This is a genomic window from Micromonospora sp. NBC_01796, assembly GCF_035917455.1.
Taxonomy (GTDB): domain Bacteria; phylum Actinomycetota; class Actinomycetes; order Mycobacteriales; family Micromonosporaceae; genus Micromonospora_G.
Map to the genome: position 1 here is coordinate 7777832 of NZ_CP109078.1, position 14552 is coordinate 7792383.

The following is a 14552-nucleotide window of genomic DNA, read 5'->3' on the forward strand; positions in this document are numbered from 1 at the left end:
AGAAGGAGGACCCGGTGACTCTGCTCGACCCCACCACCACCTGGCACGGCAAGGTCTTCAGCGACGGCTGGGCCAAGGCCGACGGCGGCGACGCCGCGGTCATCGAGCCGGCAACCGGGGCCGAACTCGGCCGTACCGGAATCGCCTCGCCGGACGACGTGAGCCGGGCCTGTGCCCGCGCGTCCGCCGCCCAACGCGCCTGGGCGGCAACCGGTTTCGAGGAACGCGCGGCGGTGCTGCGCCGGGCCGGGCAGCTGTGGGAGCAGCACGCGGCCGAGGTCGGCGACTGGGTGGTCCGCGAGTCCGGGGCGATCCCGCCGAAGGCCGAGTTGGAGACACACATCGCGGCCCAGGAGTGCTACGAGGCCGCCGCCCTGCCGTCCCGCCCGCTCGGCGAGGTCATCCCGTCCACCTCGCCCCGGCTGAGCCTCGCCCGCCGGGTCCCGGTCGGTGTGGTCGGGGTCATCGCGCCGTTCAACTTCCCGCTCATCCTGGCTATCCGCTCGGTCGCCCCGGCCCTGGCCCTGGGCAACGCGGTGGTGCTCAAACCGGATCCGCGTACGGCCGTCAGCGGTGGGGTGTCGATCGCCCGGGTGTTCGAGGAGGCCGGACTCCCCGACGGGCTGCTGCACGTGCTGCCCGGCGGGGCGCAGACCGGCGAGGCACTGGTCGCCGACCCGCACGTACGGGTGATCAGCTTCACCGGCTCCACCGCCGCCGGTCGCGCCGTCGGCCAGGCCGCCGCCCGGCACCTCAAGCGCGCCCACCTCGAACTCGGCGGGAACTCGGCGCTGATCGTGCTCGATGACGCCGACCTGGACCTCGCGGTCTCCGCCGGTGCGTGGGGCTCGTTCCTGCACCAGGGGCAGATCTGCATGACCACCGGCCGGCACCTGGTGCACGAGAGCGTGGCGCAGCGGTACGTCACCGAGCTGGCCGAGCACGCCGACCGGCTGACGGTCGGTGACCCGGCCCGGGACCGGGTCGCCCTCGGCCCGATCATCGACGCGAACCAGCGGGACAAAGTACACGGCCTGGTGACGGAGAGTGTCCGGGAGGGAGCGACGCTGGCCGCCGGCGGCACGTACGACGGGCTGTTCTACCGGCCGACGGTGCTCGCCGGGGTCCACCCCGGCACGCCCGCGTTCGCCCGGGAGGTCTTCGGACCGGTCGCCCCGGTGATCAGCTTCGGCGACCTGGACGAGGCGGTCGCCCTCGCCACCGACACCGAGTACGGCCTATCGCTCGGCATCCTCAGCCGGGACGTGATGAAGGCCCTCGACCTGGCCGAGCGGATCCCCAGCGGGATCGTGCACATCAACGACCAGACCGTCGGTGACGAGGCGGTGGCCCCGTTCGGCGGCGTCGGGTCGTCCGGCACCGGGGCCCGGTTCGGTGGTGCGGCGGCGAACGTGGACGCGTTCACCGAGACCCAGTGGGTCACGCTGCAGGGTGCCATCACCCGGTACCCGTTCTGAGCCGCCGGGTCGCGCCGTGGCTGACGCTGCTCGGCGTACTCCTGCTGGCCCTCAACCTGCGGGCGGCGATCGCCGGCCTGTCCCCGCTGCTGCCCGACGTCCAGGCCGACCTGGACCTGGCGCGGGCGACGGCGGGGCTGCTGACCACGCTCCCGGTGCTCTGCTTCGGCCTGCTGTCCTCGCCGGCGGCGCTGCTCGGACGCCGCATCGGGGTGGAACCGGCGCTGCTGGCGGCCCTGGTCGGCGTCGTCGCCGGCAGCGTGCTGCGCGTATTCCCGGGAGTCCCCGCGATGATCGCCGGTACGGCCCTGATCGGTGCCGGGATCACCATCGGCAACGTGCTGCTGCCCAGCGTGGTGAAGCAGGACTTCCCGCACCGACAGGGCCTGCTGACCGGGCTGACCACGGCCGCGATGACCGGCGGGGCGGCGCTCGCGGCGGCGGTGACCGTCCCCCTGGCACACTCGGCCGGGCTGGGCTGGCGCGTGGCGTTGCTCGCCGTCGCCGCCCCGGCCGTGGTCGCCGCCCTGGTCTGGCTGCCGCAACTGAGTCACCGGCACGCCGCCCCGACGGTCACCGTCGGCGCCGCCGCGGTCCGGCGGGCACCGCTGACCTGGCAACTCGCCGCGTTCATGGCGATGCAGGCGCTGACCTACTACGGCGTGCTCGCCTGGCTGCCGGCGCTGCTGCGCGACCACGGGGTGTCGGTCGCCGGTGCCGGTTGGGGACTGGCGCTGTTCAACGTGCTCGGCGTCGGGACCGCGGTGCTCGCCCCGATGCTCGCCGTACGTCGGCCGGACCAACGCGCCCTGACGGTGGTCGTCTGCGCCGGCTGGGCGCTCGGACTGGCCGGGCTGCTGGTGGCACCGGGGGCGTACCCGGTGTGGTGCGCGATCGCCGGCCTCGCCCAGGGCGCCGGGATCGGCCTCGCGCTGACCCTGATCGTGCTGCGGGCGCGCACCCCCGAATCCGCCCGCGACCTGTCCGGCACCGTGCAGTCGGTCGGCTACCTCGTCGGGTCGACCGGACCGCTGCTGATGGGGCTGCTCCGGGACGCCTCCGGCGGCTGGACCCTGCCACTGCTCACCCTGCTGGTCGCGGTGGCGGTGATGACGTTCGCGGGTGCGGGCGCTGCCCGGGACCGACAAGTCTGAGCGAGGGACAGGGAGAAACCGATGCGTACCCAGGTTGGGATCGTGGGGGCGGGACCCGCCGGACTGATGCTGTCGCACCTGCTGCACCTGCGCGGGATCGACTCGGTGGTGATCGAACACCGTAGCCGGGACTACGTCGAACGCCGGGTCCGGGCCGGCGTACTGGAGCAGGGCTCGGTCGACCTGCTGCGCGACACCGGACTCGGTGACCGGTTGGCCCGGGAGGGAAGCCGGCACGAGGGGATAGAGCTGCGTTTCGCCGGGGAGGCGTACCGGGTGCCGATGACCGAACTGACCGGCCGGGCGATCACCGTGTACGGGCAGCAGGAGGTGGTCAAGGACCTGATCAGTGCCCGGATCGCGGCGGGTGGACGGATCGTGTTCGAGGTCGACGACGTCAGCCTGCACGGGCTCGACTCGTCGACACCGGTGATCCGGTTCCGGCAGGGCGGTCATGACGTGGAGTTGCACTGCGACTTCGTCGCCGGCTGCGACGGGTCGCACGGGACCAGCCGTGGCTCGGTCCCGGACGGGGTGCTCACCTCGTACGAGCGGGCCTACCCGTTCGCCTGGCTCGGCGTACTCGCCGCCGCCGCGCCGGCGGTCGACGAACTGGTGTACGCCAACCACGAGCGGGGATTCGCCCTGTACAGCCTCCGTTCCCCCGAGGTGTCCCGGCTCTACCTTCAGGTCGATCCGGACGAGCGGCTGGACCAGTGGCCGGACGAGCAGATCTGGGCGGAACTGCGTACCCGGCTGGAGACGGTGCCGGGCTGGTCGGTGAACGCCGGACCGATCCTGGAGAAGAGCATCACCCCGATGCGCAGCCTGGTGGTCGAGCCGATGCAGTGGGAGCGGCTGTTCCTCGCCGGGGACGCGGTGCACATCGTGCCGCCGACCGGCGCGAAGGGGATGAACCTGGCCCTCGCCGACGTGGCGCTACTCGGGGACGCGTTCGCCGCCTGGTACGCGAACGGCCGCGACGACCTGCTGCGCGACTACTCCCGTACCGCCCTGCGCCGGGTCTGGCGGGCACAGCACTTCTCCTGGTGGATGACCTCGATGCTGCACCGGCTGGACAGCCACGACCCCTACGAGGTGCAACTCCAACTGTCCACCCTGCGCTACGTCGCCACCTCCAGGTCGTACGCGACCAGCCTCGCCGAGAACTACGTCGGCCTGCCCGAGGTGTGACCGGCTGCCGCGGGGGCTCCCGGCGGGGTCTCCACCACCGATCGGCGGGTGATAATGCGACACGGGCCGAAAAAGGCACGCCAACTACGCCACACTGAACGCCATGAATGTGGCTCGTCCACATCCACATTCGTCGCGGAGGTGGCGCCATGGGTGAATCCGAGAACGCACTCGACGAACTCCGCACCGAACTCGCGGTCGGCGTACGGGCATATCTCGCCATGACCGACCACGGCTCGCCGGCCGGACACGAACGACTGCAACGGATCTGCGCCCAACTCGAATGGTTTCTCAACGGCCTGCTGCGGGACCACCCCGGCTGGACCCGCCACCGGTACGTCGACGGTCTGCTCCCCGAGTCCGTCGTGGTCACCTCCCCGCTCGGGCTGGAGATCCGGGCCATGATGATCTGGGGCAAGGGACGCAGCCAGTGGGTGGAGCCGTTCCTCGGCGCCCTGGGCGTGTCGCCCACGGTGGACCGGATCGAGTCGTACGAGTTCCGCTTCGGCGACGCGGGTCAGGGGCTCGGCAAGGTGCCGTTCCGGCCCCGCCGGCACCGGCCGGCCGACCCGGCGCGATGGCTGTTCACGCTGGCCGACGAGGCCGGCGCGGGCGGGCAGTAGTCGGACCGGCGCCGCCACCCGGCGCGCTATCGTTTCCGGGCGGTGGCCGGCTCGGCGTACCGCCGCTGCCCCCATACCGGCGGTGCTGGGCGGACAGCGGCCGACCGGCCGGGAGCAGGGACACGAACCCCGATGGGCGAACCGGACCGGGACGACCTCTCCGAGCGGCAACTGCTGGCGATCGCCGAGATGCTGGCCGTGGCCGAGCGGGAGCGGATCGAGGTCTGGCTGCGCGGCGGCTGGGCGATGGACTTCCTCCTCGGGTCACGGACCCGCACGCATGTGGACGTCGACTGGTTCTGCTGGGCTGCGGACGCCGACAGGTTGACCGACGCCCTGGCCGTGCTCGGCTTCCGCCCGACCGGCGGCGCACCCCGGGACCAGCAGCGTGACCTGGTCCGGGGCGACGTCGAACTGGGCATCGCCCTGCTCGACCGGGACGGTGCCGGTCGGGTGGTGGTGGCCGGCGGGCCCTATGCCGGTGAGCCGTGGCCTGCGGGCATGCTCGACGCGGCACCGGGCCGGCTCGCCGGTCTGACCTGTCCGGTCATCGCGGCGACGGCCCAGATCGAGATCAAGCGGATGATGCCGGTCTGGGTACCCGGCTTGGCCCGCCGGGACAAGGACCGTACCGATATCCTCCTGCTCCGCACGGCTCTCCCACCGGACTGACCGGCAGCACCCGCACCGATCGGCGCGCACCGTCGACGCCGACCGGCGTCCTCACCCATCACGAGGTACCCGTGGAACATCCGAACGTCGCCCTGCTCACCCGGTTCTACGCCGCCCTGGCCGCGGGTGACGGCGCCACGATGGGCGCCAGCTACTCCGACCGGGCCCGGTTCTCCGACCCGCTCTTCCCCGATCTTGACGCCCGGGAGGTGCGGGGCATGTGGTTGATGCTCACCGCGCGGGCGCGTGCCGGGGTCGAGGTCTCGGAGATCGTCGCGGACGACAGCGGCGGCTCGGCGCACTGGATCGCCACGTACCCGTTCGGCGGCCGGACCGTGCGCAACGACGTACGCGCCCGGTTCACCTTCGCCGACGGCCTGATCCTGACCCATCGCGACGAGTTCGACGTACGGCGGTGGGCGGCGCAGGCCCTGGGCCTCAAGGGACGACTGCTGGCGCTCACCCCGGCGGGCCGGCGGGTGCTGCGGCAGACCGGTCGGCAGCGGCTGGACGGGTTCCTGGCTGCCCGGGACTGAACCACCCGCGACGATGGGCACGCTCCCACGCATCCGTGTTACATTGACAGCCGTCACTGAATTGATGGTTGTCGTCGTAATTCGGGAGGGTGGAGATGAGAGGTCGCCTCGTTGTCGGGTTGGCCACCGCGTTCGGCGTCGGCGTCGCCGGGCTGGTCGCCGTGACCGCACCGGCAGCCGGCGGAGCCGGGGTCGCCGCGATCGGAGACTTCGACTTCAGCCGGCCCCAGGTGGTCGCCACCAACCTCCAGACACCATGGGGGATGGCCTTCCTGCCCGACGGAAGCGCGCTGGTCGCCGAGCGCAACAGCGCCCGCGTACTCCAGGTGCGCCCCGGGCAGACGCCCCAGCAGGTGGCCCTGATCTCCGGGGTCTCGGCGGGCGGTGAAGCGGGGCTGCTCGGGCTCGCCGTGTCGCCGACCTACGGCCAGGACGGGTACGTGTACGCGTACTTCACCTCCGCCAGCGACAACCGGATCGTCCGCTTCCGGCTCACCGCGGCACAGACCCAGCAACCGATCCTCACCGGGCTGGCCCGGGCGACCGTGCATGACGGCGGACGGATCGGGTTCGGTCCGGACGGGATGCTCTACGCCGGGGTCGGTGACGCCAACCAGACCGCCAGTGCGCAGGACCCGCAGAGCCGCAACGGCAAGATCCTGCGGATGCGGCCGGACGGGACCGTACCGCCGGACAACCCGACCGCCGGGTCGCTGGTCTACAGCCTCGGTCACCGCAACGTCCAGGGTCTGGCCTGGGACGCGCAGGGCCGGCTCTACGCCAGCGAGTTCGGGCAGAACACCTGGGACGAGGTCAACTACATCGTGCCCGGCGGGAACTACGGCTGGCCCACGGTGGAGGGCCGGGCGAACGACCCGCGCTTCCGCGATCCGATCGTCACCTGGACCACGGCCGAGGCCTCACCCAGCGGTGCCGCGATCGCGGGCAACCGGCTCTTTGTCGCCGCTCTGCGCGGTACCCGGCTGTGGACCGTACCGCTGACCGGCAACGGCGGCGCCGGCACCCCGGTCGCCCAGCTCACCGGTGCGTACGGCCGGCTGCGCACGGTGGTCTACGCCCCCGACGGCTCGCTCTGGGTGAGCACCAGCAACCGCGACGGGCGGGGTACGCCGGCCGCGACCGACGACCGGATCCTGCGCTTCCCGCCGCTGGACGCCACTCCTCCGCCCACCACCGCTCCCCCGACCACACCACCCACCACCGTCCCGCCGACGACGGCACCACCCACGACGGCGCCACCGACCACACCGCCACCGACCGGTCTCGGCTCCTGCACCGTCGGCTGGCAGACCAACCAGTGGGCCAGCGGATTCACCGCGAACCTGACCATCACCAACCGTGGCCCCGCCGTGAACGGCTGGACCCTGACCTGGGCGTTCGCCGGCACCCAGCAGGTCACCGGCGGGTGGAACTCGGTGATCACCCAGACCGGCCAGAACGTCAGCGCCCGCAACGCCGCCTGGAACGGCACCATCGCCACCAACGCGAGCACCACCTTCGGCTTCCAGGCGAACCACTCCGGCAACACTCCACGACCGGTCGAGTTCCGCCTGAACGGGACCCTCTGCGGCGCCGGCTGATCCGTCGTGCCGACTGATCCGTCGTGCCGGCCGGTCCAACGCCGGCACGACGGGCAGCCGTGTCCCGACGCACGCACACCGGCACACGAACCGAGAATCGGCCATTGCTGCACGCATGTCGGCCCGGTCCGGTTCGAATGATTCGAGAGACAACTATCACTGCTTTCATCGGGCTAGACCTATGCGATTGTTGACGAATGCGCGGCGGAAGATCAAACCGGCTGCTGCTGGTCGAGGATGACGCGGACCTCACGGAATTGCTCACCGAGACGCTGAGCGACGAGGGGTATGTCGTCGACCGCGCACCCGACGGTCAGCGTGGCCTGCATCTCGGACTGACCCGGCCGTACGACGTGATGGTCATCGACCGCCTGCTACCCGCGCTCGACGGGCTCGACCTGGTGGCCCGGCTCCGCTCACGGGCGGTCCCGGCGAGGACGCTGATGCTCACCGCGCTCGGTACGGTCGACGACCGGATCGCCGGGCTGGACGCGGGCGCCGACGACTACCTGGTCAAACCCTTCGACCTGGACGAGCTGAGTGCCCGGCTGCGGGCGCTGTGCCGGCGCACGTCCGACTCCACCGAGGTGCTGCGGATCGGCTCCGGGCTGCTCGACCTGGCACCGCGTGACGTCCTGCTGGCCGACGGCACCCGGGTGGCGCTGTCCTCCCGTGAGTTCGAGCTGCTGCGTGTGCTGGCGGCCCGGCCCAACGCCGTGCACCCCCGGAGCGAACTGCGCCGCCGTGTCTTCGACGAGGCCGCTGCCGCATCGATCGTGGACACCTACGTCTACTACCTCCGACGCAAGCTCGGCCGCACGGTGATCCGTACGGTGCACGGGTTCGGCTACCGACTCGGCACTCTCTGATGGAGTCGGCCGAGCGGATGATCGTCCGGCGGGCCCGGCTACGGATCGGCCTGCTGGTCGGCCTGTCCATCGGCGCGCTGCTGTTGCTGGGCGCAGGCATCTCGTACGCGGCCCTGGTCCAGAGCCAGGAGGCCCAGATCCAGCGTGAGCTCGAGTGGGGCACGACGTACGGCACGATCGCCGGCCCACCCGCCTGCAGTTGGATCTTCCGGTACGACGGCAGCACGGTGGACACCGGCACCAATCCCCCGCCCCCCGGCTTCCCGCTGCACGAGGCGCTGGACACCGTGGCCGCCACCGGGGCCACCGAGATCACCACCATCACCCGCAACGACACGGTCTACCATGTGCGTACGGAGGTCCGGGGCGACGCGGTGGTGCAGGCGGTGTTCGACGCGCGTTTCCAGCTCTCCGACCGGCGGCACCTGCTGCTCGCGTTCAGCCTCGCGGCGGCCGTCGGGCTGCTCGCCGCCGTGCTGACCGGTGTGCTCGTCGGCCGCCGGGCCGTGGCACCGCTCGCGGAGGCGCTCACCCGTCAACGCCGCTTCGTCGCGGACGCCAGCCACGAACTGCGTACCCCGATCGCCCAGGTGCACACCCGTGCCCAGTTGCTGGCCCAGCGGGCGCGTACCGGCGGAACGTCCACGGACCTGCACGACCTCGAACGGCTGGTCGGCACCACCCGGCGACTCGGCGAGATCGTGGACGACCTGCTCCTCTCGGCCCAGCTCGCCGCGGCTCCCAGCGGCCGGCGACCGAACCCGCCGGTCGACCTCACCACGCTGGTCGCGGCGACGGTCGCCGCGGAGACCGAACGCGCCGCCGAGCGCCAGGTCACGGTCACGGTCGAGACGCCCGACGGCCCACTGCCGGTACCGGGGGTCGAGTCGGCGCTGCGCCGGGTCGTCGGCGAGTTGCTCGCGAACGCGCTGATCCACACTCCCGCCGGTGGCCGGATCCGCCTGACGCTCCAGGCCGGCGACGGTTACGCCGAGATCGTGGTGGCGGACACCGGCGAGGGCTTCGACCAGGCGGACGCGCGGCGGATCTTCGACCGGTTCCATCGCGGGGCGGGTTCCGGCGACCACCGCTTCGGCCTCGGGCTGGCCCTGCTGCGGGAGGTCGTCACCAGCCACCACGGCACGATCGAGGCCGAGGGCTATCCGGGCCGGGGCGCGACATTCACGGTGCGGCTTCCCACGAGACGGTTCCCCGCGTCGGTACAGGGACAGCTTCGGGGCGTCCGGCGGCTTTTTGTGCGGCAACTCGGCGCCGACACGTAGCGGTTCGGCCCGTTCGTCGACGCGCCCGCGCAAAGTCACCCGGTGCGGCTGTCGAATGCCCACCGATGGTCTTCGCCATCGACGGCTTTGAAATCAATCTGAAAAACGACCTGTACAAAACTCCTATCCGCTGATCCGCGAGGAGGTCACTGTGCATTCCCTTCGTCTACCCGACCTGGTCACGTCCCTCTACCGGATAGTGGTCGGCCTGCTCTTCACCCTGCATGGCGCGTCGTCGCTGTTCGGCGTCTTCGGCGGCAGCCGTGGATCGGGTGACGCCATCCCGTTCGGCACCTGGCCCGGATGGTGGGCCGCGGTCATCCAACTGGTCGGAGGGCTGCTGGTGCTGGTCGGACTCGGTACCCGCCCGGCCGCCGTACTCTGCTCGGGCTCCATGGCGTACGCCTATTTCGTGGTCCACCAGCCGGACGACCTGCTGCCGCTGAACAACGGCGGCGAGTTGTCCGCGCTGTTCTGCTGGTCGTTCCTGCTGATCGCCGTGCTCGGGCCGGGACCGTGGTCGCTGGACCGCGGGCTGTCCGCCCTGCAGCGATCCCGTCGGTCGGAGCCTCAACCCGCGTCGGTGGCCTGACCCGGGGGACGGGCTCCGGTCGACCTCGTCGGCCGGCGGGCACCCCGGAGATCCCCGGATGTGCCCGCCGGCCCCGGTCAGCTCGGTTCGGACCGGCCGAACGCGCTCCCGGCGAGCACCACCGCCACCGCGAGCAGGACCGCCCCGGCGACGCCGGGCGCACCGAGCCGGTCATGCAGCAGAATCGCCGCCAGCAGGGCACCGGTCAACGGCTCCAGCAGCGCCACCACCACCGCCGTGCTGGCGCCCACGGTACGCAGGCCACGGAAGTAGAACGTGTACGCCAGCGCGGTCGGTGCGGCACCCAGGGCGACGAGCAGCCCCACGGTGAGCAGGCTCGGCTGGAAACCCAACCCGACCGTGGAGACGGCGAACGGTGCCAGGAGCAGTCCGCCGACACCGAATCCGAGCCCGACCGCGGCCTGCTCGTCCAGGCCGGCGACCGGCCTGGCGCCGAGTCGGGTGACGGTGGCGAAGCCTCCGGCGGAGAGGAGTGCCAGCCCCGCGCTGGCCAGTACGGCACTCGGTGCGTACCCGCCGGCAGGCAGGCCCACCAGCAGGCCCAGGCCGACGACGGCCAGGCAGACCGCGCCGATCATCCGCCGGCTCGCCCGACGCCGGGTGGTCGCCCAGTCCGCGGCCAGCACCAGCACCGGCGAGGTGCCGATGGTGACCAGGGTGGCCAGTGAGACCGAGGTCAGCGCCACCGCGCCGAAGTAACAGGCTTGGTAGAGGGCGAAGAGCATGCCCAGCACAACAATGCGGGACCAGGCCGGCCGACTGCGTGGCAACGGCCGACCGGACAACAGGAGCACGAGGACGAGCAGCACACCGCCCACCGCGAGGCGGTAGGTGGCGACCGCCACCGGGGACAGACCCGCGTGCCGGCCCAGCAGGCTGCCGAGCAGCCCGCCGGTTCCCCAGAGCACTCCGGCCAGGGCGAGATAGGACAGACCGACGCCGGTACGGTGGCGGGCGGCCGCCATCGGCGTTGACGAGACAAGCATGGGAAGACGCTCCTGCGACGAGAAGGAATTGGTCGCGGAAGCGGGGCACGACGAACCGGCCCGGATACGGGCGACGTCAGCTCAGAGGGCGTGACGTGGAGAGCGCACTGCCCCGCTCAGGAGCGGGGCGGCGGGGTGATCGGGAAGCGTCGGTGCACGGCGCCACTGTAACCGCAACCGCGCGCGGCGCGCATCCAACAAACCGCGCGCGGTCCGGTTGCCGGGCCGCGGATCACGTTCGACGGCATCGGGCGCCGCGTCGTCGGGGCGCCCGAGCCGGAACGGATCAGCGCAGTTCGGCCACGTCGAGGCGGCGCTGCATGCCACTCACCGCGTCGAGCGGGTCGAGGTCGGCGCGCGGCAGCACGTACCGGGCGGTCAGGGTGTCCACACCGGTGCCCCGAGCGCCGCTGGGCCGGTAGGTGACCGTGGCGGCGCCCGCCGAGGCAACCTCGACCACACCGGCGCGCCAGGTGCCGGAACGGAAGATCCAGACCGGGTCTGTCGGTTGGTAACTGTCGGTGGGTACCACGTCATGCGGGTCACGCTGGTTCGGGTCGATGGTCGGTGCGGCCATCTCTACCTAGCCTCCTGTCGTTGCGTGGCTTGTCGGGTGGTCAGCGCACGTGCGGGCTCGGTTGGCGGTAACCCCGAGCAGTTGTTTCGTCACGGGCCGACCCACCCTCCAATTACTAACCGTGAGTAACCGGGCACACCTACACAAGCGCTATCATGCTCGCTGTGCGATGCAGACGCAAGAGCAGATGCACGTGCAGATGACCATGCAAAGTGGTCGAGAGAAGGAGCGGTACCGCGCCGCCCACCTCCGCCCGGGAACAGGATCCCGGGCTGCGACCTGACCGACACCCGGCCTGTCCTGGCCGTTGAGAGAGACTTCGATGAATCAGCCATACAACGGGATCCCCGTCACCGAGCTACCGCCCATCGCCTGGCGGAAGAGCCGCCGCAGCAATCCCAGCGGGAACTGCGTCGAGCTCGCGGAGCTACCCGGTGGTGCGGGAATTGCGGTCCGTAACTCCCGGGACCCGAACGGTCCGGCCCTGATCTACACCTCGGCCGAGATCACCGCCTTCATCCTCGGTGCGCGCGACGGCGACTTCGACGACCTGATCACATGAGCGCCCGGACCCGGTGAGAATCGGGCTCTGCCGAGGGTGGGAGACCCGCTGATATTCGAGCCCTCCCGTTGATCCCGTACAGCACGCGGTCATGGCATGCTTACGCCGCAGTAAAGCCGGCCGTCCTGGCCGCGCGCAGTATCGGGAGGTAGGTGCATGACGACTACACGGCCCGACGGCGAGACCGCCACCGGTCCCACCGTGTTGCGCATGCTGCTCGGCGCACAGTTGCGCCGGCTCCGCGAGGCGAACGGGGTCACCCGGGAGGCCGCGGGCTGGGAGATCCGGGCCTCCGAGTCGAAGATCAGCCGGATGGAGCTGGGCCGGGTCGGCTTCAAGGAACGTGATGTCGCGGACCTGCTGACCCTCTACGGCGTACATGACGACGGTGAACGCGCGGTGCTGCTCGGGCTCGCCCGCGATGCCAACGAGCCCGGCTGGTGGCACCGGTACGGCGACATCCTCCCCCAGTGGTTCCAGTCCTATCTCGGGCTGGAGGCGGCGTCGTCGCTGATCCGTACCTACGAGGTGCAGTTCATCCCCGGCCTGTTGCAGAGCCGCGACTACGCCCGTGCGGTTGTCCTGCTCGGCCATCGGGCGGCCGCGAGCGAGGAGGTCGAGCGTCGGGTCAATCTGCGGATGGCCCGGCAGCAACTGCTCACCCGCCCGGATGCGCCGCAGCTCTGGGCGGTCGTGGACGAGGCCGCGCTGCGCCGGCCGATCGGTGGCCCCGAGGTGATGTGGGGCCAGATCAACGCGTTGATCGAGGCCACCAAACTGCCGAACGTCAGGCTCCAGGTGATGCCGTTCGCGTCCGGTGGGCACGCCGCCGCGGGCGGGGCGTTCAGCATCCTGCGTTTCCCCGACCGGGACCTGCCCGACGTGGTCTACATCGAACAGCTCACCAGCGCGCTCTACCTGGACAAGCGGGACGACGTCGACCACTACGCCGCGGCGATGGAGCGGGTCTGTGTGGAGGCCGAACCACCGGCCCGTACGCCGGACATCCTGGCCCGTATCCTGGCCGACCTCGACCGCTGAGCGACAACGAGCTGACGCGTTGGATCTGCCCCCCTCCGCCGCCGGACGACCGGCACTCACCGCCGCGGACCTGCCCCCGGCCATCCGCGACCACCTGCTGTCCCGTACGGGCGCGAGCGAGCCGGTCAGCGGCTACCTGTACGACCCGGCGGTGGCGATCCGTCGCGCCACCGAACTGCGGACGGCACTGCCCGACTGGGCCCGGATCTGCTACGCGGTGAAGGCCAACTCCTATCCCCCGCTGGTGCACGCGCTCGCCCCGTACGTCGACGGTTTCGAGGTCGCCTCCGCCGCCGAGGCGACCCTGGCCCGACACGTGCAGGCGACGCTGGACGGACAGGTGCCCTCGACCGGTTCGTCGGCGCGCGGTGACGGCGGGCTGATGGTCGCCGCCGGGCCGGCCAAGACCGAACGGCTGCTGCACCGGCTGGTCGACCTCGACGTCGACCTGGTCAACGTGGAGAGCGCGCTGGAACTGCACCGCCTACAGGTGGTGGCCGATCGGCTGGACCGCCGGGTGGACGTCGCCCTGCGGGTCAACCCGGCGACGGTGTCGGTCAGCGGCGCACTGACCATGGGCGGCTCGGCCACCCAGTTCGGCATTCCCGAGGCAGCGGTGCCGGACGTGTTGCGGCTGGCCGCGACCCTGCCCCGGCTGCGGGTGGTCGGCTTCCACGTACACGTGGTGGGCAACAACCTCGACGCCGCCGCGCATGCCGCGTACGTGGCCTGGTGCCTGGACTGGAGCCGGCGTACCGCCGAGGCGTACGGGTTGGACCTGCGTTTCGTGGACGTCGGCGGTGGGCTCGGGGTGCCGTTCGGTGGCGAGCAGCCGTTCGACGTCAAGGAGTTCGGCAGCCTGCTCGCGGATCTCGCACCGCCGCCGGACTGTCGGGTGCTCTTCGAACCGGGGCGCTACCTGGTCACCGACGCCGGCTGGTACGCCGCAGAGGTGGTCGACGTGAAGCAGGCGTACGGCACCTGGTTCGTGGTGTTGCGCGGGGGGATCAACCACTTCCAGTTGCCGACCTCGTGGGACATCCCGCACCGGTTCGCGGTCCTGCCGGTGGCCGACTGGCCGCATCCGTACCCCCGCCCCGAGGTACGCGAACAACCGGTCACCGTGGTCGGCGAACTCTGCACCACCGAGGACACCCTGGCCCGGGACGTGACGGTCACCGCCGTCCGTGCCGGCGACCTGATCGTCTTCCCCATGGCCGGCTCCTACGGCTGGGAGTTCGCCATGCCCTCCTTCCTCTCCCACCCCCCAGCCACCCGCACCCTCCTCCCCTGACCGCCGAACACCCCGTTGATCATGAAGTTAGCGACCCGCCAAGGGCCGGAACCCGTCGCTAACTTCATG

Annotated in this window: 15 protein-coding genes; 13 read left to right on the forward strand and 2 right to left on the reverse strand. The window is 71.4% G+C overall.

The genetic code is table 11. The features are described 5' to 3' along the window. Positions 1–14 precede the first annotated feature (14 nt). From OIE47_RS34560 to OIE47_RS34605, 10 genes are all read left to right on the forward strand, one after another. A complete protein-coding gene (locus tag OIE47_RS34560) occupies positions 15–1478 on the forward strand; it encodes a benzaldehyde dehydrogenase (protein ID WP_326558744.1) in 1464 nt (487 codons plus the stop codon). Further along, a complete protein-coding gene (locus OIE47_RS34565; protein WP_326558745.1) occupies positions 1436–2632 on the forward strand; it encodes a CynX/NimT family MFS transporter in 1197 nt (398 codons plus the stop codon). The genes OIE47_RS34560 and OIE47_RS34565 overlap by 43 nt, the downstream gene beginning before the upstream one ends. A gap of 21 nt (positions 2633–2653) precedes the next feature. Then, positions 2654–3826, forward strand: coding sequence for a 4-hydroxybenzoate 3-monooxygenase (locus OIE47_RS34570; RefSeq protein WP_326558746.1), 1173 nt, complete (start codon positions 2654–2656; stop codon positions 3824–3826). A 149-nt stretch (positions 3827–3975) separates the two neighbouring features. Continuing rightward, positions 3976–4449 (forward strand): hypothetical protein, encoded by a 474-nt coding sequence (locus tag OIE47_RS34575; protein ID WP_326558747.1) that lies wholly within the window; start codon positions 3976–3978, stop codon positions 4447–4449. Between the two features lie 132 nt (positions 4450–4581). Continuing rightward, positions 4582–5121: a nucleotidyltransferase domain-containing protein gene (locus OIE47_RS34580; protein ID WP_326558748.1), complete on the forward strand. Its 540-nt coding sequence runs from the start codon at positions 4582–4584 to the stop codon at positions 5119–5121. Positions 5122–5192: 71 nt separating this feature from the next. Next, positions 5193–5657 carry a nuclear transport factor 2 family protein gene (locus tag OIE47_RS34585; RefSeq protein ID WP_326558749.1) on the forward strand — a complete coding sequence of 155 codons (465 nt, stop codon included), beginning with the start codon at positions 5193–5195 and terminating at the stop codon, positions 5655–5657. Positions 5658–5752: 95 nt separating this feature from the next. Further along, positions 5753–7258 carry a PQQ-dependent sugar dehydrogenase gene (locus tag OIE47_RS34590; protein WP_326558750.1) on the forward strand — a complete coding sequence of 502 codons (1506 nt, stop codon included), beginning with the start codon at positions 5753–5755 and terminating at the stop codon, positions 7256–7258. A gap of 197 nt (positions 7259–7455) precedes the next feature. Next, positions 7456–8127 carry a response regulator transcription factor gene (locus OIE47_RS34595; RefSeq protein ID WP_326558751.1) on the forward strand — a complete coding sequence of 224 codons (672 nt, stop codon included), beginning with the start codon at positions 7456–7458 and terminating at the stop codon, positions 8125–8127. Beyond that, positions 8127–9410: a sensor histidine kinase gene (locus tag OIE47_RS34600; protein ID WP_326558752.1), complete on the forward strand. Its 1284-nt coding sequence runs from the start codon at positions 8127–8129 to the stop codon at positions 9408–9410. The genes OIE47_RS34595 and OIE47_RS34600 overlap by 1 nt, the downstream gene beginning before the upstream one ends. A 151-nt stretch (positions 9411–9561) precedes the next feature. Continuing rightward, positions 9562–10002 (forward strand): DoxX family protein, encoded by a 441-nt coding sequence (locus OIE47_RS34605; RefSeq protein WP_326558753.1) that lies wholly within the window; start codon positions 9562–9564, stop codon positions 10000–10002. 77 nt (positions 10003–10079) lie between these two features. Here OIE47_RS34605 and OIE47_RS34610 read toward each other — a convergent pair whose 3' ends face one another. Both OIE47_RS34610 and OIE47_RS34615 read right to left on the reverse strand, forming a co-directional pair. Then, entirely contained in the window at positions 10080–11009 is a 930-nt protein-coding gene (locus OIE47_RS34610) for an EamA family transporter (protein WP_326558754.1), read from the reverse strand. Positions 11010–11295: 286 nt separating this feature from the next. Beyond that, positions 11296–11586 (reverse strand): hypothetical protein, encoded by a 291-nt coding sequence (locus OIE47_RS34615; RefSeq protein WP_326558755.1) that lies wholly within the window; start codon positions 11584–11586, stop codon positions 11296–11298. Positions 11587–11908: 322 nt separating this feature from the next. Here OIE47_RS34615 and OIE47_RS34620 point away from each other — a divergent pair, with 322 nt between their 5' ends. The 3 genes from OIE47_RS34620 to OIE47_RS34630 all read left to right on the forward strand — a co-directional run bounded on the left by OIE47_RS34620 (position 11909) and on the right by OIE47_RS34630 (position 14483). Continuing rightward, positions 11909–12148: a DUF397 domain-containing protein gene (locus OIE47_RS34620; protein ID WP_326558756.1), complete on the forward strand. Its 240-nt coding sequence runs from the start codon at positions 11909–11911 to the stop codon at positions 12146–12148. A gap of 210 nt (positions 12149–12358) precedes the next feature. After that, positions 12359–13189 (forward strand): helix-turn-helix domain-containing protein, encoded by an 831-nt coding sequence (locus OIE47_RS34625; RefSeq protein ID WP_326563321.1) that lies wholly within the window; start codon positions 12359–12361, stop codon positions 13187–13189. Between the two features lie 19 nt (positions 13190–13208). Continuing rightward, on the forward strand, positions 13209–14483 hold the full coding sequence (locus OIE47_RS34630) for a type III PLP-dependent enzyme (RefSeq protein WP_326558757.1): 1275 nt from the start codon (positions 13209–13211) through the stop codon (positions 14481–14483). The last annotated feature ends 69 nt before the right edge of the window (positions 14484–14552 follow it).